The following is a 20584-nucleotide window of genomic DNA, read 5'->3' on the forward strand; positions in this document are numbered from 1 at the left end:
ACCGAAGTCATGAAAGGTCAGGTCGCGCGTGTCGTGCTGGACGTCGGACCCCGATGACGTGAGACGTGTGGTCACGTTCGGGTCGAAGCAGATCCCCCGGCACTCGACCTACTCGTCGGGTGCCCCGTCGGCCGCAGGTTTGCTTACTGCGTTCCGGACGGAAAGCCGTACTGGTCGCTCGCGGTTTGAATCGCCAGTGCCGGCCGGTCTCGTCCTATGGGTGCTTCGTGCGGGGTACCGGGCCAGATGGGTCCGGTTCAAAAAAAGTTTTGCCCGATTTGGGAGATTGCCAAACGCTTCACGGTCGACTGCGGTACGGATTTGGCTCCCACCTGCACGTTCCCCTACACTTGTGGGGTTGCCTGCGGCACTGCTGTGTCGCGAATCGGCTCACGAACCCACTGGGCGAAGCGTCCAGGTGTCACAGCCTGGAGGAAAACCCCAGGCAGGCGTGTGTTCGGTGGTAACGGACCGTGTGCGTCGGGTCGGAAATCCGGCGTACATAAGAAGCCAGGTCAAGGAGACTAACGAGTGATTCAGCAGGAATCTCGCCTGCGGGTCGCCGACAACACCGGTGCCAAGGAAATCTTGTGCATCCGCGTGCTCGGCGGTTCCTCGCGGCGCTATGCCGGCATTGGTGACGTGATCGTCGCCACTGTCAAGGACGCCATCCCCGGCGGCAACATCAAGAAGGGTGAGGTCGTCAAGGCCGTCATCGTGCGCACCACCAAGGAGCGCCGTCGTGCGGATGGCAGCTACATCCGCTTCGACGAGAACGCCGCCGTCATCCTCAAGGGTGAGAGCGACCCCCGCGGTACCCGCATCTTCGGCCCGGTCGGCCGCGAGCTGCGTGAGAAGAAGTTCATGAAGATCGTGTCGCTGGCACCGGAGGTGATCTGAGCATGAAGGTTCACAAGGGTGACACCGTGATCGTCATCTCGGGCAAGGACAAGGGTGCGAAGGGCAAGGTCATCCAGGCCTTCCCGAAGACCCAGCGTGTCCTCGTCGAGGGCGTCAACCGAATCAAGAAGCACACCGCCGCGTCGGCCAACGAGCGCGGTGCCTCCTCCGGCGGCATCGTGACCCAGGAAGCCTCGATCCACGTCTCGAACGTGATGGTCGTCGATTCCGATGGCAACCCGACTCGCGTCGGCTACCGCGTCGACGAAGAGACCGGCAAGAAGGTCCGGATCTCGCGCAAGAGCGGGAAGGACATCTGACATGACCTCTACCGAGACCAAGATCCAGCCGCGCCTGAAGACTCGCTACCGCGAGGAGATCAAGGGCCAGCTGAACGAGCAGTTCGAATACTCCAACGTGATGCTGATCCCCGGCGTCGTGAAGGTCGTCGTGAACATGGGTGTCGGCGACGCCGCCCGTGACGCGAAGCTGATCAACGGCGCTGTCGAGGACCTGGCCAAGATCACCGGTCAGCGTCCGGAGATCCGTCGCGCCCGCAAGTCCATCGCACAGTTCAAGCTGCGTGAGGGCATGCCGATCGGCGCCCGCGCGACCCTGCGCGGCGATCGTATGTGGGAGTTCCTGGACCGCCTCGTGTCCATCGCCCTCCCCCGTATCCGCGACTTCCGCGGCCTGTCGGACCAGCAGTTCGACGGCAACGGCAACTACACGTTCGGTCTGAACGAGCAGTCGATGTTCCACGAGATCAACATCGACAACATCGACCGCCCGCGGGGTATGGACATCACCGTCGTGACGTCTGCCCGCACGGACGAGGAAGGCCGCGCGCTGCTGCGTGCCCTGGGCTTCCCGTTCAAGGACAACAACGTTAAGGACAACTGACATGGCAAAGAAGGCTCTGGTCAACAAGGCCAACAAGAAGCCCAAGTTCGCCGTGCGGGCCTACACCCGGTGCAACAAGTGCGGCCGTCCGCACTCGGTGTTCCGTAAGTTCGGCCTGTGCCGAATCTGCCTGCGCGACATGGCGCACGCGGGCGAGCTCCCGGGCGTGCAGAAGTCCAGCTGGTGACTTTCGCCCAAGGCTGACGCTTTGACGAACGGCCCCATCTCCATCTCGGAGGTGGGGCCGTTTCGCGTCGGTGGGCGCTACTTCTGGGCGAGCCATTCCTCGATGAGGTCGGGGATACTCTCGATCGACGCGTTCAGCGAGCGTTGGTAGATCCGCATGACGATCGGGTCGGCCATCTTTCCGAAGACCCCGCCAAAACCGCTGGCGGATTCGACGTGGTAGCTCATGCGGACGCCTTCCGGGGTCTCTTCCAACGAGGAGTGGGTCTTGAACGGGAAGGCGGCCTCGATGGTCTGGAACTCCGTGTCCTTGTATGTATCGACGCGGGTGAACTCTCCCCGCCAGTCCACCGTCCGGCCGAGGACGCTGGTCTTGCCTTTCCACTGTGCGCCGACCGCGATCGGATCGTCGGAGAGCGGGGTGATCTCGACGGTGCCGGGCAGATAGGCGGCGATGTTCTCCGGGGCGGTGGTGTATTCCCAGACCGTCTCGACGGGTTGCTTGATGAGGACGGATGTGCTGGCTTCTAGCATGATTGAACCTGAATGGATGAAGACGAGGAGTGACGGCCTACGGCGCGCGTGAGGCGGGTAGGTGCTTGCTTGACCGAGTTCCGTGCACGGATGAGATTACGCCGCCGATCGGCCCGGGACCACCGGATAAAACGGTCAATTACTTTGGCAGGCAAAGCGCTTCGTGAGTCCGGATCTGTTCGCCTGCGGGTGCGCGCGGCCGCCCTTCTGAGCGGGATCGTTGGCGCGCAGGCTATTCGAGCGTCTCGAGGAAACTCGTCGGCACGATCGGGACGCTCACCGAGATCACCGTGGACGAGCCGGATTCGTCGGATACGAGAACCGCGAACTCGTGGGTGGCCGTCTCGGCCGTCGCTCGTCGCTGATCCTCGGTCGGGGTGAAAACGAATGTGCCACTGTCGGAATCGAGTTCCACCTGGGTGTCGGTGGTCAGAAAACTCAGTGCGCGGGATGGGCAGGCTGCGTCGGCCACCGACCCCGACACGGTGCCGGTGTCGATGTTGATGTCGGAAATGGCCGGGGTGACGTCGAAAACCATGGCCGCGGTGGGATCGGCGGCGTGGCGCCCGCCGCCGGTCGCCATCCGGATCGGTCGGATCGTCGTGGTGCCGGCGTCGTCGGTGAGCAGGATGACGTCGTCGTCGAGTGTGAGGGCGGGGCCGTGTGTCGAGTGGCCGTAGAACTCGCCGGCTTCGACGGCCGAGCCGTCGGCGTGGAAGACCACGAGAGTTGTCTTCGGCCAACGGGTTTCGGGGCAGAAACGGGTCAGCGGCAGGTAGGTGCGGCCGTCGTTCGTGATCGCCGGGGGACCGGCCGGTTCTCCGACGACGGTCGCGGACACCACGGTCGCGGAGTCGGGGCGCACCACGGCGAGGGAGACGAGCGGGTCCCCATTCGCCGGGTCGGTGGTGAGCATCGGGAGATGGGCGGCGCCGCGTCGGTCGAAGTGAACCGAGATCGGGGTCCCGTCTACGCGCGCCGCGTGCTTCGTGCCGTCACCGCAGATGACGGTCACCGTGGTGATGTCCTCGCCTTCCGGCGTGAGGGTCGTCGTCGTGAGGAAGACGCTGCCACTCTCGTCGGCCCGCGCCCAGGCCTGCCCGATGCCCGAGGTCACGACACGGGACACAGCGTCCGGAGAGATTCCGACGACGGTGTTCTCTCCCGTCAGGGGGTTCGCCAGCGGGAGGTAGAGATGGTCATCGGGTCCGGCGACGGCGTCGCAGTCGCTGACGCCGGACAAAGCCACGGACGATCTGCGCCCATCGGGATGTACCGCGGTGACAACGACCGAATCGGGCGACCGTGACACCACGTAGACGGCGGTGTCGGTGGGCACCACCGAGGCCACCCGGCCGGGTATCCCGTCGACGGTGTCCAGTGAACCGTCGGGGTGACGGATCGCGAGCGTGGCGACCGGCGCGTCGAGGTCGACACGATGACGTACGAAGTACAGCGAGTCGCCGTGCCGGGCCCAGATGTCGCCGCCCTCTTCGTCGAACACCTGCCCGACGAGCGACAGTCTCCCGGCATCGGCTTCGTGAAGACGGGTTCCATCGGCGTCCGACGTCGAGACCAACACCTTCCCGGACGGTGACAGGATCAGTCGGCTGTCGGTGCCCGGGATGCGAGGGAGGGTCGACGCGGTGCCGTCGAGGCCCAGAGCGGTGAGGTAGGTGTAGGTCCGGCCGTCGTCGTCGGGCCAGGTGGTCAGCAGGTATCCGACGCCCGCGTCGTCGAATCGGAGGTGATCCGCTGGTAGTCCGAGGATCGGCCCCGTGGTCGACGCCGCCCCGGACGGGTCGATCCGGGTGATCCGCACCGATGTCCGGATGGTGTCCCCGGCGATCTCGGTGAGTTCGGTGACCTGATGTGCCCGACCGTCGGGGCCGAGGACGACGCCACGGTCGGGCTCGGTGGGAGAACCCGCAATGGGGACCGACGCCACCGTCATGGACTTCGGCCGGACCACGGAGACCTGGGTGCACCCGTCCCCGCGCTGGGTGGTCACGAAGGCAACGTCCTCGAGTCCGATGGCGACCTCGTCGATCTGACAGCCCGGCACGGTCACCTGCCCTAGCGAGTACGGGCTCGTGATGGGCAGTGCAACCGTTATCGGGGTCGTACCGCCGCGGCCGTCGTCGGCGGTGATCATGACCGAGTCGAACCGTGCCGACTCCGGTGCCCCCGGTGCGGTCGCGGCGATACGCGCCTGCAGGGTGGGCGTATAGGTGTACGTGCCCGCAGGTGCGTCGTAGGTGAGCACACTGCCGCTCGCGGTGCGGAAGGTCCGGTCTCCAATGGGTGTGACGCCGTGCAGCGTCGTCGGGATCGGGTTCCCGTCCGGATCGGTGAATCGCAACGAGCCGTGCAGGATCCCGGCCGGAGCCGGGCTCGGCGCGGGTGCGGGGATCGGTCCGGCGGGTCTGCTGTCCGGTACCGGGATGGTCGGTGTCGGGCCGCCGGCGGTGACCGTCACCGCCGCCGACATGCGCTTGCGGCCGAGGAGTGCGGATCCGAGGACGAGACCGCCGACCAGAGCGAATTGTGGTACGGCACCGGTCGTGTCCGGGCCGTCGGCTGCGCCCAGGAATCGATCCGGGTCGGCCGACAGGCCGAAGGTGTCAGGGGTGGCTGGGGGTTCGACCGAGGCGACCGGGCTCTGGGTGCCGAAACGCCGTATCCACCACAGGAGCGTCCACGGTGCCGGGCTGGCCGCGCCGGTGCTCCCGCCCCCGAGGATGTTGATCCCCAGGAACGTCAGGAGACCCAATGCGCCGGTTTCGTGTGGCTGCGGGGCCACGGCGACCGGCGGTGTGGAGGTCTTGAGAAGGGGCGTCCAGGGCGGCGGGCTGCCGGACGGTGGCACCCCACCGGCGAACTTCGATCGGGTGAGGTCGGCGGATCGAGCGGCGAGGGCGGTGTCCCCGGGCCGCGGGGCATCAGCTGCAGGCGGTGGCGTGGAGCCGTCACGCGTGCGGTCGGGCGCGTCGGCCCCGGCCGGGCCCGGCTCCTTCTTGACGTCGACATCGAGGGATGTGTGTCTTGGGGTGGCGTCGGACGAGGATTCCGGGTCGGGCTCGGTCTCCTCGGCGGCCGGCGGCACGGCCGCCTCGCCTGCGGATGATCCCTCGCTCTCGGCGGGTGGATCGGGGAACTGCGGGAAGATGTCGTTCTCTGCGACCGGGCCCGAGGGGTCGCCCGTGGTGTCGCCGGAATCGGGGGTTGTCCCGGGGTCGCTCCCGGATTCGGGCCCGCTCTCGGCGGCGCCTCCGGAGTCGCCCCCATCGGAGTCGCCATCGCCCGACCTGGTGCTTCCCGACCCGGAGTCTCCGCCCCCGGACCCGCCACCGGGGCCGCTGCCCCCGCCCGTGCCGCTTCCGCTGGAATCGCTGCCGCCGGAGTTGTCGCTTCCACCGGAGCCACTGCCTCCGGAGTCACTGCCGCCGGAGTCGCCGCTGCTGGAGTCGCCGCCGCCCGAGTTGCCGCCGGAGCTCGGGGCGTCGACGCTGTGCGATGCGCCGCCGAACGGGCTCGGTTCAGCTGTCGCGGGGGCTTGGCCTCCCGAGTAGAGGGCCAACCCCACGGCAGCTGCAACCGCGAGCGCCCGGACTCGGCGGGGTCGCGCAGTGGACATGGTCATCTTCGGAAGACCTTCGATACGAAGCAGCACATTCGCCGTGAACGACGACGGGTGAGGAGCTCACCACCGCGAACACAGTCGATGCCTCTGACGGTAGCCGCTGGTCGTCGCGATCACTAACACTTCGTGGACGGGTTCATCCGGTCGGATCGAAGCGGATGTTCGACGTCTGCACCGACCTTCCGGGACCCCTGAACGGGTGACGTCCAGGTTGTGCTGTTGTGCAGCACTTTCGGTGCGATCCGGACCGAGGTTCGGATCGTAGATGGCGAGATGATCCGTTGTCCGGCTTCACCTCGCTCGACCGTGCGTGGTGAAAACCGTCCGACCGGACGACAGTCGTGTCGTGCCCTTCGGACGGGGTGCGGCTCGCTCAGTGTCGTGCCGCCCATTCGTCGACGAGGCGCGGCAGCTTACGGGCGCCGGCCGCCAGCGACCGCTGGAAGGCACGGATGGCCAAGGCGTCGGCGACCTTGCCGATCGCCCCGCCCCCGACGCCGTCGTTGTGCACGCGGTAGGTGAGTCGTACCCCGTCGTGGGCGTCGTCGAAGGTCGCGGAGATGGTGAATCCGAACGGCGACTCGGTGGACGTGAACTCCGTCCCCTTCACGGGGTCGACGCGGGTGAATTCGCCGACCCAGTCGACCGTGCGTCCCAGAGCCTTCATCTGGCCCTTCCACGTGGTGCCGACGCGAGTGGGGCCCTCCGACACCGGCACGATGCCGACGACACCCGGCGTGAGCGCCGCGACGTGCTCCGGGACCAGGCAGTACTCCCAGACCGTTTCGGGCGGCTGCTTGATCACGACGGAGGTGGAGGCTTCGGGCATCGACGAACTCCTGCGGTGGTGGCGGGTGCCCCCGACGTTACCCACGCTCCGGGGATCCGTGGCGAAAGCACGGATACGGTGCGCATTTTCGCTACGCATCGTGGTGTTAAGCTCTCACGCCGGGGCGGCTGATCAGTGCGATGGGACGACCCGGTTCCCTGCCGACGCATGACCGCAGGGAAGGCGGAGATTCTTCGATGGCCAAAGTGATCGCGACGATCAGCCTGAAGGGCGGGGTCGGCAAGACCACGGTGACCGCCGGGCTGGCCGAATACATGGCGGCCGAGTTCGGTCAGCGGGTGCTGCTCATCGACCTCGATTCACAGATCAACCTGACCACCATGATGATCAGCGAGGAACGCTGGCTCGAACTGAACACGAATGGTCGGACCCTGGCCACGTTGTTCTCCGATGCGGTCAAGGGCACCCGGTACTTCCGGCTCGACGAGGCCATCGAGCGGGGTGTCTCACCGGTGAAGAAGGTCAATTCCGTGGATCTGCTCGCATCGTCGCTCGATCTCATCGAGGTCCAGGAGGACCTGAGCGCGCTGCGCGTCGAGGGGCGGGTGCCCGACGGTGGTACCGGTTTCCTCCGCGAGGCGATCGAACCGGTGCTCGACTTCTACGACTACGTGCTGATCGACTGCCCGCCCAACATCGGGCCCATCACCCTGAACGGGCTCGCCGCCGCGGACGCGTACATCATTCCGACCATCCCGGATGTGTTGTCCACGTACGGATCGATCCCGCAGATCCAGACCCGGGTGCGGAAGATCGGCCATGAGATCGGTCGGACGATCGTCGAGCTTGGGGTGGTGATCACGAAGTACAAGGCGAACTCGGCCGTGCACCGGTCGACGGCGATGCGCCTTCGCCGTGACCCGACCATCCAGCACGTCTTGCCAAGCTACATCAACGAGGCGAATTCCGTTGCCGCAGCGGCGGAGTTCGCGTCGTACGGGACGCTTCGGGTGAAGTACGGCAACTCCGGACAGTTCGACCAGTTCCGTGGCCTGACCATGGACGTGATGACCGAGGCGCAGGAGAAGATCCGATGAGTTCCGACGACACCCGCCGCCGCATGGAATATCAGGCCGTCGGCGGTGCGCTCGCGCAGCTGGACGCGAAGAATCCGCAGGCCGCACAGCTGATCGCGGGACTGGCCACCGTGATCATCGCCGAGGCGGAGAAATCATCCCGGTTCGCGTCGGCCCTCACCGGGGTGGTCGACGCGCTGCGGCCGGTCGACGGCGCGATCGACGGCGCTCCCGCTTCGGCGCCGCGGAAGCGAACGGCGGCGCCGAAGAAGCGGGTGACACGTCAACCGGGTGCGTTCGATCCGTTCGTCGTCTACCGCGAAGGCGGGGGTGCCCAGGAACTGTCGGCGCGACTCAGCGAACTGACCCTCGACCAGCTCCGCGACATTATCGCCGAGCAGGAACTCGACACCCGCAAGGAGACGAGCCGCAAACGCAAGCCCGAGGTGCTGGTCGCCTGGATCGTCGAACGCGTCGAAGCGTCCGAGAACAAGGGAAGCGTCTTCCGGTAGGCGTTCGCCGGTCGTCGGGCTCAGCGGCCGAGGATGCCGCCCAGCACCCCGCCGGCGCCGGAGCCCGCGGCCCCACCGCCGCCCGTGCCGCCGATGAACCCGCCCGGCGGCAACTCCGACGGCTGCACGACGACGAAGCCCTGGCCGGAGAACGCGAGGGTGAAGCGCTCGCCGGTGCTGCGGCCCATCAGGGTGCCGAGATTGAACGAGTCGTTGGACTTCACCGAGGTCCGCAGACTGGACGACCAGGCGACCGCGGCCTGCGGGTCGGCGTATGTCGCGGCGTCGACGTTGAGGACCACCGGTGTCCCGTCGGTGGTGATCGCGATGCGCCCCCGGCCGGTGAACACGCAGTTGAAAAGGCCCGCGTTGCTCATGGCGCCGGCGCCCTGGACGCGCTGGATGTCGTAGCGGAGCGTCGAATCGAAGGCGAGGACGTTCGCGCCGTTGATCGTGAGGCCGTCGGTGCCGTCGAGGTCGATGAGATGCACGTCCGACGCGGCGTTGGCGAGGAAGAGGTCGCCCCGGCCGGTGACCTTCATCAGTGGGACACCCTCACCGGTCATCGCCTGACGCATCATCCGGCCGAGGCCGCCGGAGCCGAGGGCCTCGAAGTGGAGGTCGCCCTGGTAGGCGACCATCGAACCGGTGCGGGCCATGACCTCGCCAGAGAGGCCGACGCGACACATCTTGCTGCCCTGCTTCTGGATGCCCTGGCCGTTGACCTCGGCGTGGGACGGGGCGAACAGATCGCTGTGCATGGGGACTCCCGTTGATTGGGTCGTGGTCGGAGGCTGGGGCGGAGTGGCCGGCGACGGTGCGGCCGGTGGTGGTGACTGCGGTTGTGGGACAGGCGTATTCGTGGGCGGCCACGGCTGTGGATCGGTCACGCGCGGTGGCTGGCCCGGAGGTGATGGCGGTACCGGGTCGTCCTCGACGTCGATACCGAATGCGGACACCAGACCGGCGAGGCCGGAGTCGTAACCCTGGCCGACGGCGCGGACCTTCCAGGTGTCGTTGCGGCGGTAGATCTCGAGGCAGACCACGGCGGCCTCGCTGGTCAGACCCGACGGCGTGAAGCCGAGTTCCTCACCGCCGCCGCTCAGGGTCGCGGTCAGGGCACCGGCGGTCGCGAAGGTGGACGGGCCGGTGCCGTCCAGGCTCGCGGCGACGACGACCGTCGTGATGTCGCGGGGGAGCGCGGCGGTGTCGACGGTGACGATGTCGACCGCTCCCGACGAGCGATAACCGACACCCGGGCCGGTGGGCTGGTTGTAGAAGATCAGGTCGGCGTCGGAGCGGACGCGACCGGCATCGGTGAGCAGGATCGCCGAGGTGTTGACCGGCGACGCGGAACGTACCGACACCGTCACGGCCGACGACGGCAACGGGCGGTTCTCTCCGGCGGACAGCGTGAGCACGCGTCCATTGTGCCAACTCGGCTGCGCGAGTGAATCGCTCCACTGACCGACCGGCGCGCCCCGATAGGAGGCGCCCCCGGGGAAGGCGCTCTCCAGAGCGATGCGGCGGACGATGTCTCGTCGGTGCCCGCGTGCAGGGTGCTGCGCGGGGGCGGTTCTCAGCGCAGCGGCCTCATCTGCCGCCGAAAAATCAGTGGCGCCCACCGACGGTTCCGCGCAACCATGTTCGGCAACAGTTCGTCACCGGGGCATCCGGGGCGATTTCAACGGTGCCGCAACGTGGTTAGCGTCTGCGGAGCGAGGTGAGGGGGCGTCATGGCCGCAGCACTCCTGGCGATCGGGTGCGGTCTCGTCCTGCTCGCGATCATCGTCCTCACGGTTCTCGTCGTCGTGGGAGACGGGCGCCGCCGGGTGAGGTATCGGGAGGGATACGACACCCGACGGCCGACCCTCTGATGTCAGGAGCCTCCGTCAGTCTTCAAGACGGGCAACGGATATCCGGGCGTCAGTGCCCCGAGATGCGGCGGCCCCGGCGGGGTCGGGTGCGGTCGGGTCCGGTCTCGATGGTGATCACATGGGCGGCCCGCCGCGCGTGCGCCGAGAGATCCGGGATGCCCTTCACCGGCTGATGCATCGGCAGCAGGACGTATCCATCCTCCCAAGGGAACCGGCCGTATTCGTCCGGCCAGACCACCTGCAGCGTCGGGGAATCGGGGAACAGCAGGTTGGCGAGGATGAGTTCGTCCTTGTCGACCTGTTCGATCAGCCGCACCGAGACCGCGACCGTCTGCAGACGGATGTCGGTCTGTGTCGCGACCAGGTCGCGCCAGTCCTCGCGGTGCAGCAGGTCGCCGAGTTCGTTCAGGACGTGATGTGCGGTGAGCGGGTCGACGCCGTAGACGGCGAGCTCGGGGATCGAATGCAACGAGAGCCCGGCGGTGTAGGAGAACCCGCAGTCGGCCTCGCGGCTGCCGGCCTCGGGGAACCCTTCGCCGACGGAGGTCACCTGCCAGCCGCAGCGGCGGATGGTCTCGAGGGTCGAGCGAATGACGGGATTGGGATGCCACCGGGGCAGACCTCGGATTGCGGCAGCGTGGTCTGACATGGATCGCTCCTTTGTTCGAAGGGTGCGACCATGACACCACGGGGGTCCGACAACTTTGATCGTCGAAGCCCGAGTGCCGGTCGGGCGCGGGCTCAGTCGGCCGGCCTTCCGCGGATGCCGAAGATCGTGAACACCATCGCACCTGCGGCGAACACCGCGAGCAGCGCGAGGCCGGTGGTGTAGCTGTGGGCGGCGGCGTCGTAGGTGGCACCCATGACCAGCGGCGGGAAGAAGCCGCCCACCCCGCCGGCGGCCCCGACGATGCCGGTCACCGAACCCACCCTCTCGGCCGGTGCGGCCTGGGCGACCCAGCTGAACACCGACCCCGATCCGAGGCCCATGCAGATCGCCATCAGCACGAAGTCGATGCCCGCCGGGATCTCCAACGGGGGTGTGGTCATCATCCAGACGGCGAGGACCACCGCCCCGGCGCACGAGATCACCGTGATGATCCGCGGCCCGAACCGGTCGGACAGGATTCCGCCGAGCGGTCTGGCGAGCACGGCGGCGATGGCGAAACCCGCGGTCCGGGTGCCGGCCGCCTGCAGATCGAAGTCGTAGACGTCCTTGAGATAGGTCGGCAGGTAGGTGCTGAACGCGACGAAGCCGCCGAACGTGGCGGCATAGAGGAAGCCGAGTTGCCAGGTGACGGGCAGCTTCGCAGCGCCGATGAGCTTCGGCACCACGGAGTCGTGCGACGGGACCCAGCGCGGTGAGTCGCGCAGGAACATCCAGCAGACCACCGCGGTCGCCGCCAGCGCCACCGCGATGATGACGTGGGTGGCGACGTAGCCGAACCACGACACGAATCGGGGGGTGAAGAACGCCGACAGCGCGGTGCCGCCCATGCCGGCTCCGAACACCCCGGTGGCGAAGCCGCGACGCGACTTGTCGTACCAGGCGTTCACGAAGGGGATACCCACCGCGAACGTCGTACCGGCGACGCCGAGGAGGAACCCGGCGACGAGAAGCAAGGGGTAACTCGCGAGGCGACCGGCCAAGGCCACCAGCAACACGAACGGGATCGTGACGACCAGGAGCACCGTGAACATGAGACGCCCGCCGAAGCGGTCGGTCAGGGCGCCGGTGAGGATGCGGCCCAGCGATCCCACCAGAACGGGGATCGCGACGAGGATCGACTTCTGGCTCGCCGACAGGTCGAGCTGATCGGTGTAGACCACTCCGAGAGGACCGATGAGATTCCAGGCCCAGAAGCTGATCGTGAAGGCCCACGTCGCGAGCGCGAGATTGATCGCCTGCGACCCGGTCGTGGTCCGGGTGGCCGCGATGTCGGCCGTCATCGGTCACGGTCCTTCACCCCGACCGGGGCCCAGCCGGGACGCGCCGGCTGGTTGCCCGGCGCCGGGCGGCGGGCTCGGCTCCGGTAGACGATGTACGGCCGGAACAGGTAGTGCACGGGAGCGGTGAAGATGTGTACGAGCCGGGTGAAGGGCACCATCGCGAACAGGAGCATCCCGATCAGGACGTGCACGTGAAAACGCAACGGCGCCTGCACCATCGCCGAGACATCCGGTTGGAGAACGAAGATCGACCGGAACCATGGGGACACGGTCTCCCGGTAGTTCACGCCGTGTGCGTGCGGGTCCGCAGTACCGATGATCGTGATGTAGGTCCCGGCGATCAGTGCGGTGGTGAGCACGAGATACATCGCTTTGTCGTTCCTGGTGGTGGCCATGAACACCGGACCGGTGGTACGGCGCCGGTAGATGAGCATGCCCACACCGACGAGCGTCGCGACCGCCGCCAGCAACCCGAAGATCGCCGCGCCCCAGTGATAGGTCGTCTCGCTGACACCGATCGCCTCGGTCCACGACTCCGGGATCAGCAGGCCCATCGCGTGGCCGACGATGACGACGAGGATCCCGTAGTGGAATAGCGGCGAGGCGACTCGTAACAAACGGGACTCGTAGAGTTCCGACGACCTCGTGGTCCAGCCGAACTTGTCATATCGGTACCGCCAGACGGTGCCGCCGATCAGCAGCCCGAGCGTCACGTACGGCAGTACGCCCCAGAGGAAGATGTCCACGCGTCACCTCACGGTCGGTTCGGGATCGGGGGTCGTGATGAGGTCGGATCGATGGGGAGCAACCGCGGATCGAACGGTTCCAGGCCCACGGTTTCGACGGGGACCGGCCGGCATCGGGCCAGTGCCGTCTCGCGGTCGGGCGGCGACGGACTCGGCAGCGTCATGCACACCGCAGCCACCGCACCGGCATAGGGTGAGTCCGACTCCAGCAACGAGAACTTGATGAGTTCGAGTGCCGCTCGGTGCTTTTCGAGTAGTTCGATGCCGCGTCGCGGATCGGCCCGCGCGCTGAACTCGAGGACGATCGGGAGGTGGTCGGGAAGCTCACCGTGGAGGTCGACGAGGAACCCGCTGTCCCGGTAGACCTGCTTGAATTCGCCGAGTGAGGTTCCGCGCCGACGGGTGTCGCCGTCCGACCAGTAGGACAGGTACAGGGTGGATCGCTTCGACAGGTCGAACAGGGTGATGTAGTCGCGACGCAGGGTCATCGCGTCCCCGTCGGCGAGATGGTCGACCGTGCGCCGCAGCGACCGCACCGCGGCCTCGCCGCCCTGTTCGTCGAGAGCGGCGCGCATGAGGTCGATCCGGGAGAGCAGGTCGTCGTCGGGATAGCCCAGGCACCAGGAGCTGATCTGGTGGATCACCCGGACACCCGTCGATGTTCGTGCGGCTCGGTCGAAGAGGGAGAGCGTTCTCATCCGCGCTCACCCCGTTCGTTCTCGGCGCGGTCCGGGAACATCCCGTCGGGAACGCCGTTGCCGTCCCAGTTCAACAGGTTGGTACGACCGGCCATCGTGTGGGACCCGGCCGCGGTGTCGGTGGTCTGACGTTGCCGTAGCGCGTGGAAGGTCTCCACCGAGACCGGCGCCGGACGACCGCTGGCCTCGCCGAACGCGGACGAGTCGAACATCCCCGGTCCCTCGTCGTAGTCGAGCGCGCAGGCCATTTCGTCGAGTTTCTCGGCCTGCTCGAGATGGGCAGTCGGGATCACGTACCGCTCATCGTATTTCGCGATCGCCATCAGCCGGTACATCTCGTAGATCTGTTCCTCGGTCATCCCCACGGCGGCGGGGATGTCGCCGTCGGGATCGCGTCCGAGAGTGACATCACGCATGTACGACCGCATCGCCGCGAGGCGGCGCAACACCGAGTCGATGACGGTGGTGTCACCGGCGGTGAACAGTTCGGCGAGGTACTCGACCGGGATACGCAGCGCCTCGATGGCGCCGAAGAGGGTTCCCGGGCTCTCCGCGTCGTGTCCTTGCTCGGCCAGCAGGTCGACGATCGGGGACAGCGGCGGGACGTACCAGACCATCGGCATGGTGCGGTATTCCGGATGCAGCGGAAGTGCGACCCGATACTTCTTGGCCAGCGCGTACACCGGTGAGCGGCGCGCCGCCGCCAGCCAGTCGTCGGGGATCCCGTCGGCCCGAGCCGCCGCGAGGACCTCGGGGTCGTCGGGGTCCAGCATCAGATCGAGTTGGGCCCCGTAAAGATCCTGCTCATCCGGGGTGGACGCGGCCGCGGTGACGGCGTCGGCGTCGTACAGGAAGATCCCGAGGTAGCGCAGGCGTCCGACGCAGGTCTCCGAACACACGGTGGGTTGACCCACCTCGATGCGCGGATAGCACAGGGTGCACTTCTCGGCCTTACCGGACTTGTGGTTGAAATAGATCTTCTTGTACGGACATCCGGTGATGCACTGACGCCAGCCGCGGCACCGGTCCTGGTCCACGAGCACGATCCCGTCCTCGCTGCGCTTGTAGATCGCCCCGGACGGGCACGACGCCATGCACGAAGGATTGAGGCAGTGCTCGCAGATCCGCGGCAGATAGAACATGAAGGTCTGCTCGAACCCGAGTTTGACCGCGTCCTCGCTGTCGCGCCGGAGCTTCTCGACGATGGGGTCGTGCGGCACGTGTTCTGTTGCGCCACCGAGGTTGTCGTCCCAGTTCGCCGACCAGGTCACCTTGGTGTCCTCGCCGGTGAGCAGGGATTTGGGACGCGCGACGGGGAAGTCGTCACCGAGCGGGGCATCGATCAGCGTCTGGTAGTCGTAGGTCCACGGCTCGTAGTAGTCGTTGATCGTGGGCTGCACGGGACTGGCGAACAGGGTCAACAGCTTCTGGAGCCGTCCCCCGGTGCGCAACCGCAACTTCCCGTTGCGGTTGAGTCGCCATCCACCGCGCCAGGTGTCCTGATCCTCATAACGCCGTGGATAACCCTGCCCGGGACGGGTTTCGACGTTGTTGAACCACACGTACTCGGTGCCCGACCGGTTGGTCCAGGCCTGCTTGCAGGTCACCGAGCAGGTGTGGCATCCGATGCACTTGTCGAGATTCATCACCATCCCGACCTGGGCCATGACTCGCATCAGTACGTCACCTCCTGGCTGCGCTTGCGGATCGTCGACACCATGTCGCGTTGATTGCCGGTGGGGCCGAGATAGTTGAAGGCGTAGGACAACTGGGCGTATCCACCGATGAGGTGAGTGGGTTTGACGAGAAGTCGGGTGGGGGAGTTGTGGATTCCGCCGCGGCGCCCGGTCGCCTCCGACTTGGGTACGTCGATGGTGCGCTCCTGCGCGTGATGTACGTAGCAGACGCCCTCGGGCATCCGGTGACTCACGATCGCGCGGCAGACGAACACCCCGTTGGCGTTGACGCATTCGATCCAGTCGTTGTCGGACACCTCGATCGACGCGGCGTCCTGCGGACTCAGCCAGGCGACCGGACCACCACGCGACAGCGACAGCATGAACAGGTTGTCCTGGTACTCGGAGTGGATCGACCACTTGCTGTGCGGCGTCAGGTAACGCACCGTGATCTCGCGCGCGCCGTCGGGACCGAGTCGCGGTTCGCCGAACAGTCGGTGCATGTCCAGTGGGGGTCGGTAGATCGGCAGCGACTCGCCCATGTCGATCATCCAGTCGTGATCGAGGTAGAAGTGCATGCGTCCGGTGAGTGTGTGAAAAGGCTTGAGCCGCTCGATGTTCACGGTGAACGGGGCGTACCGCCGACCGCCGGTCTCGGAGCCGGACCATTCCGGCGAGGTGATCACCGGAACGGGTGCCTTCTGGGTGTCGGCGAACCTGATCCGCTTCTCCTCCGAACCCCGTGCGAGGTCGTCGAGTTGCACACCCACGCGGGTCTGGAGCTGTTCGAAACCGGCCACCGCGAGTGCGCCGTTGGTGGTGCCGGACAGCGTGAGGATCGCCTCGGCGAGCTTCTCGTCGGTGTCGATCGCCGGGCGGCCTTCGCCGGCACCGCTCGGCATGACGCCGTTGGCCTCGGCGAGCGTCCGCGTGTGTTCCTCGAGAGGGTAGGTCACGCTCTTGACGGTGAAGCCCAGAGTGTCGGCCAGCGGTCCGATCGTCGCGAGCTTGTCGGCGATCGCCGTGTAATCACGTTCGACGACACTGAAGTTCGGCATGTTCCGACCAGGTGTGCCACGCACGCCGGTGTCGCGCCAGTCGACGACCCGCCCGTGCGGTTGGGCGGTTTCCCCGGGGGTGTCGTGCTGCATCGGCGCACTCACGAGGTCGTGACGTGTCCCGAGGTGCGTCCGCGCGAGCTCCGACAACTTGCGGGCGAGCCGGTGGAACAGCTCGAAGTCCGACTTCGCCTCCCAGGGGGGAGCGATGGCCGGGGTGAACGCATGGACGAAGGGGTGCATGTCGGTGGACGAGAGATCGTACTTCTCGTACCAGGTCGCCGCAGGCAGCACGATGTCGGACAACAGCGTCGTGGAGGTCATGCGGAAGTCGGCGGACAGCAGCAGGTCGAGTTTCCCCTCGGGAGGCCGGTCATGCCACCGGATCTCGCTCGGACGCGGTGCCTCGGGATCTTCGGTCCCCAGCACGTTGTGATGTGTGCCGAGCAGAGTCCGCAGGAAGTACTCGTTGCCCTTGGCCGACGAACCGAGCAGGTTCGACCGCCACAGGACGAGAGTTCGCGGCCAGTTCTCCGGCGCGTCGACATCGGAGATGGCGGGTGTCAGGTCGCCGGTGTGCAGACGGTCGGCGACGTAACCGGCCACGTCGTCGGCGTCTCCACGGTCGACCGCTGCGGTGGCCTCGTCGGCGACGTCGAGGGGATTCGCCGAGAACTGCGGGTAGAAGGGCATCCACCCGAGCCGCGCGGACTGTGCGATCGCGTCGGCGGTGTGCTCGTGGTCCATCGAGCCGCGCGCCAGCGGGGAGGCGAGTGACGCGGTGGAATATCCGTCGTTGCGCCACTGCCCGGTGTGCATGTACCAGTACGACGTCCCGGTCATCGTCCGAGGCGGACGCGACCAGTCGAGCGCGTTCGCCAGCGACACCCAACCGGTGATCGGACGACACTTCTCCTGCCCGACGTAGTGTGCCCAGCCGCCCCCGTTCCGGCCCATACAGCCGGTGAGGATGAGCAGCGAGAGGATCGCGCGGTAGGTCGCGTCGCCGTGGAACCATTGGCAGATTCCGGCGCCCATGATGATCATCGAGCGGCCCTGCGACTCTTCGGCATTGGCAGCGAATTCGCGGGCGACGCGGATCGCGGCCTCGGCCGGGACGCCGGTGATCTCGGCCTGCCACGCCGGGGTGTAGGGCGTGGTCGCGTCGTCGTAGCCGGTGGGCCACTCGCCGGGAAGCCCGTCCCGGGCGACGCCGTACTGCGCGAGCATCAGGTCGAAGACGGTCGTGACGAGGCGGCCGTTGATCCGCCGGGCCGGGACACCGCGGCGGACCACCGAGCCGCTGCCGTCCGGTGCGTCGAAGACCGGGAAGGACACCGAGACGAGCTCCGCGTCGGGACCCAGGAGAGTCAGGGCGGGCCGCACGCCCTCGAGGTCGAGATTCCACCGTCCCACGCCGGACTCGGCGTACCGGAACCCCACCGAACCGTTCGGCACCGCGGGACCGTCGCGGTCCTCGTCCCAGAACACGGTCTTCCAGACGTCCTCGGCGGTGTAACCGGAGCCGACTTCGTCGGCGGTGGGGCTGGAGCCGACTTCGTCGGCGGTGACGAACTTGCCCGCCACCAGCGTGTCCTGGTCGTCGTGCTCGTCGAGGCGGATGAGGAACGGGAGGTCGGTGTAGGTGCGGACGTAGGAGTCGAAGAAGTCGGTCGTGCGGTCGCGGAAGAACTCGGTCAGGATGACGTGGCCCATGGCCATCGCGAGAGCGGCGTCGGTGCCGGCCTGCGCTGGTAGCCACTCGTCGGCGAACTTGGTGTTGTCGGCGTAATCGGGACTGACGGCGACCACCTTGGTGCCGCGATAGCGAACCTCGGCCATCCAGTGTGCGTCCGGGGTACGGGTGACGGGCACGTTCGATCCCCACATCATCAGGTAGGTCGCGTCCCACCAGTCCCCGGATTCCGGGACGTCGGTCTGGTCGCCGAACACCTGCGGACTCGCCACGGGCAGGTCGGCGTACCAGTCGTAGAACGACGTCATGACGCCGCCGATGAGCTGGATGAAGCGCGTGCCGACGCAGTGGCTCACGATCGACATCGCGGGGATCGGCGAGAATCCCGCACACCGGTCGGGCCCGTAGGTCTTGATGGTGTGGACATGTGCCGCGGCCGCCATCTCGGTGGCTTCGTCCCAGCTCACCCGCACCAGGCCGCCTTTGCCCCGGGCCTGCTGGTAGGAGCGGCGCCGGAGCGGATCGGACACAACATCGGCCCAGGCGAGGACGGGGTCACCGAGCCGGGCTCTCGCCTCGCGGTACATCTCGACGAGAACACCTCGCGCGTACGGGTGCCGAACACGCGTGGGGGAGTAGGTATACCAGGAGAATGCGGCGCCGCGCGGACATCCGCGTGGCTCGTACTCGGGTCGGTCGGGTCCCACCGACGGGTAGTCGGTTTCCTGGGTCTCCCAGGTGATGATCCCGTCCTTGACGTAGACCTTCCACGAGCACGAACCGGTGCAGTTCACCCCGTGCGTGGAACGGACGATCTTGTCGTGGCTCCACCGGTCTCGATAGAAGACGTCGCCGGCGCGCCCACCGTCACGGAATACTGCGCGACGGTCGTCGGTCTCGTCCCAACGGGTGAAGAACTTGCCGATGTTCAGAAGGGCAGTGGCTGCAGTGCCCTGAGTGTCGCCGGACCGGGCCATGCGCGCCACGGTACACATCTGTGTCAGGCGATATCTGCTATTTCCTCGATTCGACGCGAATGCGACAAACAATCTCAAGAATGGTGTGTCGGGAAATCAAATCCGCACTCGAACAATTGCGGACCCCAGGGCAGGTTGCGCTCATCGATTGCGTAGGTCCGACGTGCTTCGGCGTCGTGGGTCAGTGCGTGGCGACTGTCAGCAGCACCGCGGAATCCTCGCGGGCGGTGAGTCCGTGACGCTCGGGAGGGATCGTGACGAGGTCGCCCTGCCGGCCATCCCAGTTGTGCTCGCCCGTCTTGAGGGAGACGTGGCCCCGGAGGACGTGAAGGGTTGCCTCGGTGGGGCTTTCGTGATCGGACAACGTGGCTCCGGCGACCAGCGCGATAACCGTCTGTCGCAGGTGCCGTGAGGAGTCGCCGTACAGCGTGTGCGCAGCGCGACGGCTCCTGGCCCCATGTGCGGTGGTCAGGAGCTCGTCGACGAGTTCGGGCAGCCGGGTCGAGTGCATGGCTCGACGATGGCATACGGCGCGCACGATGGTTGTGGTTCTGCCGATCGACGCCGATTTGTTGCCGACCGGAACACTGCCGGAGCTTTCGCCGGCATACACATGTGCGGCCTGGTGAATAGTGCGCTGCCCTGGGCGGAACTCGCGCTGAATACGCGATGTCGTCATGGTGCCTGCGGAAACCGGTGACCGCCGGGGATGCCCGCGCCGGCCACGGAGTGGTCGGACGACGATCGTGGGCCGCGTCGGCGTGGCGGGTCAGAAACGCAGAGAGCCCCAATCGAGAGAGCCCCAGTCGAGAGAGCCGGATCCCGACTGGCAGCCGGTGACAACCAGTTCCTGCGGGGTCGGCCGCCGGTCAGCGGTCTGGGGGCCCGACTTGATGCGGTAGTAGATGGTTTGGGTGCCCTCCGGCGAGGGTGCCGGTGGCGCGGGATTGGTGACGGTCTTGAGATTGACCGTCGCCGTGCTGACGAAACCGTCCGGTTGGGCACTGCTGTTGTACGGCACACCGCCACCAGCCGGGGGCACGCCGGGCGCGAGTTGGGAAAACAGTTTGGTGCCGTCTTCTCGTTGGACCCAGCGGGCCATGGGCCACGGGATCCCGTTGACGTACCGCCACGGAGCCGTCAGGTCTCCGACGTTCCCGGTGGCATTGATCCAGTCCTGGTTCGCTTCCTGCTTGAACCACCAATCTGGTTGGTAGAAAGTTGAATTCGTGTAGTTGGTGAGTGTGAAGGTGGCGGTGCAGTTCTTGTTGTCGACGGCGGTGATCTCGACTCCCTTGCCTTGCGCGGCGGCGTTGCCCGCGCCGGCGAGTGTTGATACGGCGACTGTCAGGCTCTTGCTGC

Annotated in this window: 19 protein-coding genes; 7 read left to right on the forward strand and 12 right to left on the reverse strand. The window is 66.9% G+C overall.

Annotated elements, in window-relative coordinates; genetic code table 11:
- Positions 1-531 precede the first annotated feature (531 nt).
- Genes rplN through M1L58_RS03575 form a run of 4 tightly spaced genes read left to right on the forward strand, consistent with a single transcriptional unit; the run spans position 532 to position 1990 of the window.
- Entirely contained in the window at positions 532-900 is a 369-nt protein-coding gene (gene rplN / locus M1L58_RS03560; protein ID WP_006434640.1) for a 50S ribosomal protein L14, read from the forward strand.
- Between the two features lie 2 nt (positions 901-902).
- Positions 903-1220 (forward strand): 50S ribosomal protein L24, encoded by a 318-nt coding sequence (gene rplX, locus M1L58_RS03565; RefSeq protein WP_005197643.1) that lies wholly within the window; start codon positions 903-905, stop codon positions 1218-1220.
- A gap of 1 nt (position 1221) precedes the next feature.
- Complete coding sequence (gene rplE / locus M1L58_RS03570; RefSeq protein ID WP_006867018.1) at positions 1222-1803, forward strand: 50S ribosomal protein L5; 582 nt, start codon at positions 1222-1224, stop codon at positions 1801-1803.
- Between the two features lies 1 nt (position 1804).
- A complete protein-coding gene (locus M1L58_RS03575) occupies positions 1805-1990 on the forward strand; it encodes a type Z 30S ribosomal protein S14 (protein WP_004019490.1) in 186 nt (61 codons plus the stop codon).
- Between the two features lie 77 nt (positions 1991-2067).
- Here M1L58_RS03575 and M1L58_RS03580 read toward each other — a convergent pair whose 3' ends face one another.
- From M1L58_RS03580 to M1L58_RS03590, 3 genes are all read right to left on the reverse strand, one after another.
- Positions 2068-2523, reverse strand: a complete 456-nt coding sequence (locus M1L58_RS03580; protein ID WP_248657846.1) for an SRPBCC family protein — start codon at positions 2521-2523, stop codon at positions 2068-2070.
- A gap of 232 nt (positions 2524-2755) precedes the next feature.
- Complete coding sequence (locus tag M1L58_RS03585; RefSeq protein ID WP_248657847.1) at positions 2756-6166, reverse strand: hypothetical protein; 3411 nt, start codon at positions 6164-6166, stop codon at positions 2756-2758.
- A gap of 373 nt (positions 6167-6539) precedes the next feature.
- On the reverse strand, positions 6540-6995 hold the full coding sequence (locus tag M1L58_RS03590; RefSeq protein WP_006867015.1) for an SRPBCC family protein: 456 nt from the start codon (positions 6993-6995) through the stop codon (positions 6540-6542).
- 197 nt (positions 6996-7192) lie between these two features.
- Between M1L58_RS03590 and M1L58_RS03595 the strand changes: the two genes are divergently transcribed.
- Both M1L58_RS03595 and M1L58_RS03600 read left to right on the forward strand, forming a co-directional pair.
- Positions 7193-8053, forward strand: coding sequence for a ParA family protein (locus M1L58_RS03595; RefSeq protein WP_248657848.1), 861 nt, complete (start codon positions 7193-7195; stop codon positions 8051-8053).
- Positions 8050-8544, forward strand: coding sequence for a hypothetical protein (locus M1L58_RS03600; protein ID WP_143932529.1), 495 nt, complete (start codon positions 8050-8052; stop codon positions 8542-8544). The genes M1L58_RS03595 and M1L58_RS03600 overlap by 4 nt, the downstream gene beginning before the upstream one ends.
- A gap of 20 nt (positions 8545-8564) precedes the next feature.
- Here M1L58_RS03600 and M1L58_RS03605 read toward each other — a convergent pair whose 3' ends face one another.
- On the reverse strand, positions 8565-9965 hold the full coding sequence (locus tag M1L58_RS03605; protein WP_248657849.1) for an AIM24 family protein: 1401 nt from the start codon (positions 9963-9965) through the stop codon (positions 8565-8567).
- Between the two features lie 315 nt (positions 9966-10280).
- Here M1L58_RS03605 and M1L58_RS03610 point away from each other — a divergent pair, with 315 nt between their 5' ends.
- Positions 10281-10421: a hypothetical protein gene (locus M1L58_RS03610; RefSeq protein ID WP_248657850.1), complete on the forward strand. Its 141-nt coding sequence runs from the start codon at positions 10281-10283 to the stop codon at positions 10419-10421.
- A gap of 49 nt (positions 10422-10470) precedes the next feature.
- Here M1L58_RS03610 and M1L58_RS03615 read toward each other — a convergent pair whose 3' ends face one another.
- The 8 genes from M1L58_RS03615 to M1L58_RS23455 all read right to left on the reverse strand — a co-directional run bounded on the left by M1L58_RS03615 (position 10471) and on the right by M1L58_RS23455 (position 20324).
- The gene (locus M1L58_RS03615; RefSeq protein ID WP_232718869.1) at positions 10471-11070 is read right to left on the reverse strand and encodes a DUF4262 domain-containing protein; all 600 of its coding nucleotides are present in this window, start codon (positions 11068-11070) and stop codon (positions 10471-10473) included.
- A 92-nt stretch (positions 11071-11162) separates the two neighbouring features.
- Positions 11163-12371, reverse strand: a complete 1209-nt coding sequence (locus tag M1L58_RS03620; protein WP_248657851.1) for an MFS transporter — start codon at positions 12369-12371, stop codon at positions 11163-11165.
- Positions 12368-13117: a respiratory nitrate reductase subunit gamma gene (narI, locus tag M1L58_RS03625; protein ID WP_248657852.1), complete on the reverse strand. Its 750-nt coding sequence runs from the start codon at positions 13115-13117 to the stop codon at positions 12368-12370. Before narI ends, M1L58_RS03620 begins: the two co-directional genes overlap by 4 nt.
- 8 nt (positions 13118-13125) lie before the next feature.
- Positions 13126-13815, reverse strand: a complete 690-nt coding sequence (gene narJ, locus M1L58_RS03630) for a nitrate reductase molybdenum cofactor assembly chaperone (RefSeq protein WP_248657853.1) — start codon at positions 13813-13815, stop codon at positions 13126-13128.
- The gene (narH, locus tag M1L58_RS03635; RefSeq protein WP_232718856.1) at positions 13812-15491 is read right to left on the reverse strand and encodes a nitrate reductase subunit beta; all 1680 of its coding nucleotides are present in this window, start codon (positions 15489-15491) and stop codon (positions 13812-13814) included. Before narH ends, narJ begins: the two co-directional genes overlap by 4 nt.
- Positions 15491-19222 carry a nitrate reductase subunit alpha gene (locus tag M1L58_RS03640; RefSeq protein WP_127962571.1) on the reverse strand — a complete coding sequence of 1244 codons (3732 nt, stop codon included), beginning with the start codon at positions 19220-19222 and terminating at the stop codon, positions 15491-15493. The genes narH and M1L58_RS03640 overlap by 1 nt, the downstream gene beginning before the upstream one ends.
- Before the next feature lie 181 nt (positions 19223-19403).
- Positions 19404-19733 (reverse strand): cupin domain-containing protein, encoded by a 330-nt coding sequence (locus M1L58_RS03645; protein ID WP_006360202.1) that lies wholly within the window; start codon positions 19731-19733, stop codon positions 19404-19406.
- 258 nt (positions 19734-19991) lie between these two features.
- Complete coding sequence (locus M1L58_RS23455) at positions 19992-20324, reverse strand: hypothetical protein (protein ID WP_308221787.1); 333 nt, start codon at positions 20322-20324, stop codon at positions 19992-19994.
- Between the last annotated feature and the right edge of the window lie 260 nt (positions 20325-20584).

Source organism: Gordonia sp. C13, assembly GCF_023218005.1.
GTDB classification, from domain to species: Bacteria; Actinomycetota; Actinomycetes; order Mycobacteriales; family Mycobacteriaceae; genus Gordonia; species Gordonia namibiensis.

What these genes read in the sequence shown, in the direction of transcription:
- M1L58_RS23455 (WP_308221787.1), bottom strand. Translation starts at nt 20,324, where the DNA reads ATGGCCCGCTGGGTCCAACGAGAAGACGGCACCAAACTGTTTTCCCAA.
- M1L58_RS03640 (WP_127962571.1), bottom strand. Translation starts at nt 19,222, where the DNA reads ATGGCCCGGTCCGGCGACACTCAGGGCACTGCAGCCACTGCCCTTCTG.
- M1L58_RS03615 (WP_232718869.1), bottom strand. Translation starts at nt 11,070, where the DNA reads ATGTCAGACCACGCTGCCGCAATCCGAGGTCTGCCCCGGTGGCATCCC.
- M1L58_RS03620 (WP_248657851.1), bottom strand. Translation starts at nt 12,371, where the DNA reads ATGACGGCCGACATCGCGGCCACCCGGACCACGACCGGGTCGCAGGCG.
- M1L58_RS03575 (WP_004019490.1), top strand. Translation starts at nt 1,805, where the DNA reads ATGGCAAAGAAGGCTCTGGTCAACAAGGCCAACAAGAAGCCCAAGTTC.
- M1L58_RS03580 (WP_248657846.1), bottom strand. Translation starts at nt 2,523, where the DNA reads ATGCTAGAAGCCAGCACATCCGTCCTCATCAAGCAACCCGTCGAGACG.
- M1L58_RS03645 (WP_006360202.1), bottom strand. Translation starts at nt 19,733, where the DNA reads ATGCACTCGACCCGGCTGCCCGAACTCGTCGACGAGCTCCTGACCACC.
- M1L58_RS03610 (WP_248657850.1), top strand. Translation starts at nt 10,281, where the DNA reads ATGGCCGCAGCACTCCTGGCGATCGGGTGCGGTCTCGTCCTGCTCGCG.
- narH (WP_232718856.1), bottom strand. Translation starts at nt 15,491, where the DNA reads ATGCGAGTCATGGCCCAGGTCGGGATGGTGATGAATCTCGACAAGTGC.
- M1L58_RS03590 (WP_006867015.1), bottom strand. Translation starts at nt 6,995, where the DNA reads ATGCCCGAAGCCTCCACCTCCGTCGTGATCAAGCAGCCGCCCGAAACG.
- narJ (WP_248657853.1), bottom strand. Translation starts at nt 13,815, where the DNA reads ATGAGAACGCTCTCCCTCTTCGACCGAGCCGCACGAACATCGACGGGT.
- M1L58_RS03595 (WP_248657848.1), top strand. Translation starts at nt 7,193, where the DNA reads ATGGCCAAAGTGATCGCGACGATCAGCCTGAAGGGCGGGGTCGGCAAG.
- M1L58_RS03585 (WP_248657847.1), bottom strand. Translation starts at nt 6,166, where the DNA reads ATGACCATGTCCACTGCGCGACCCCGCCGAGTCCGGGCGCTCGCGGTT.
- M1L58_RS03600 (WP_143932529.1), top strand. Translation starts at nt 8,050, where the DNA reads ATGAGTTCCGACGACACCCGCCGCCGCATGGAATATCAGGCCGTCGGC.
- rplE (WP_006867018.1), top strand. Translation starts at nt 1,222, where the DNA reads ATGACCTCTACCGAGACCAAGATCCAGCCGCGCCTGAAGACTCGCTAC.
- rplX (WP_005197643.1), top strand. Translation starts at nt 903, where the DNA reads ATGAAGGTTCACAAGGGTGACACCGTGATCGTCATCTCGGGCAAGGAC.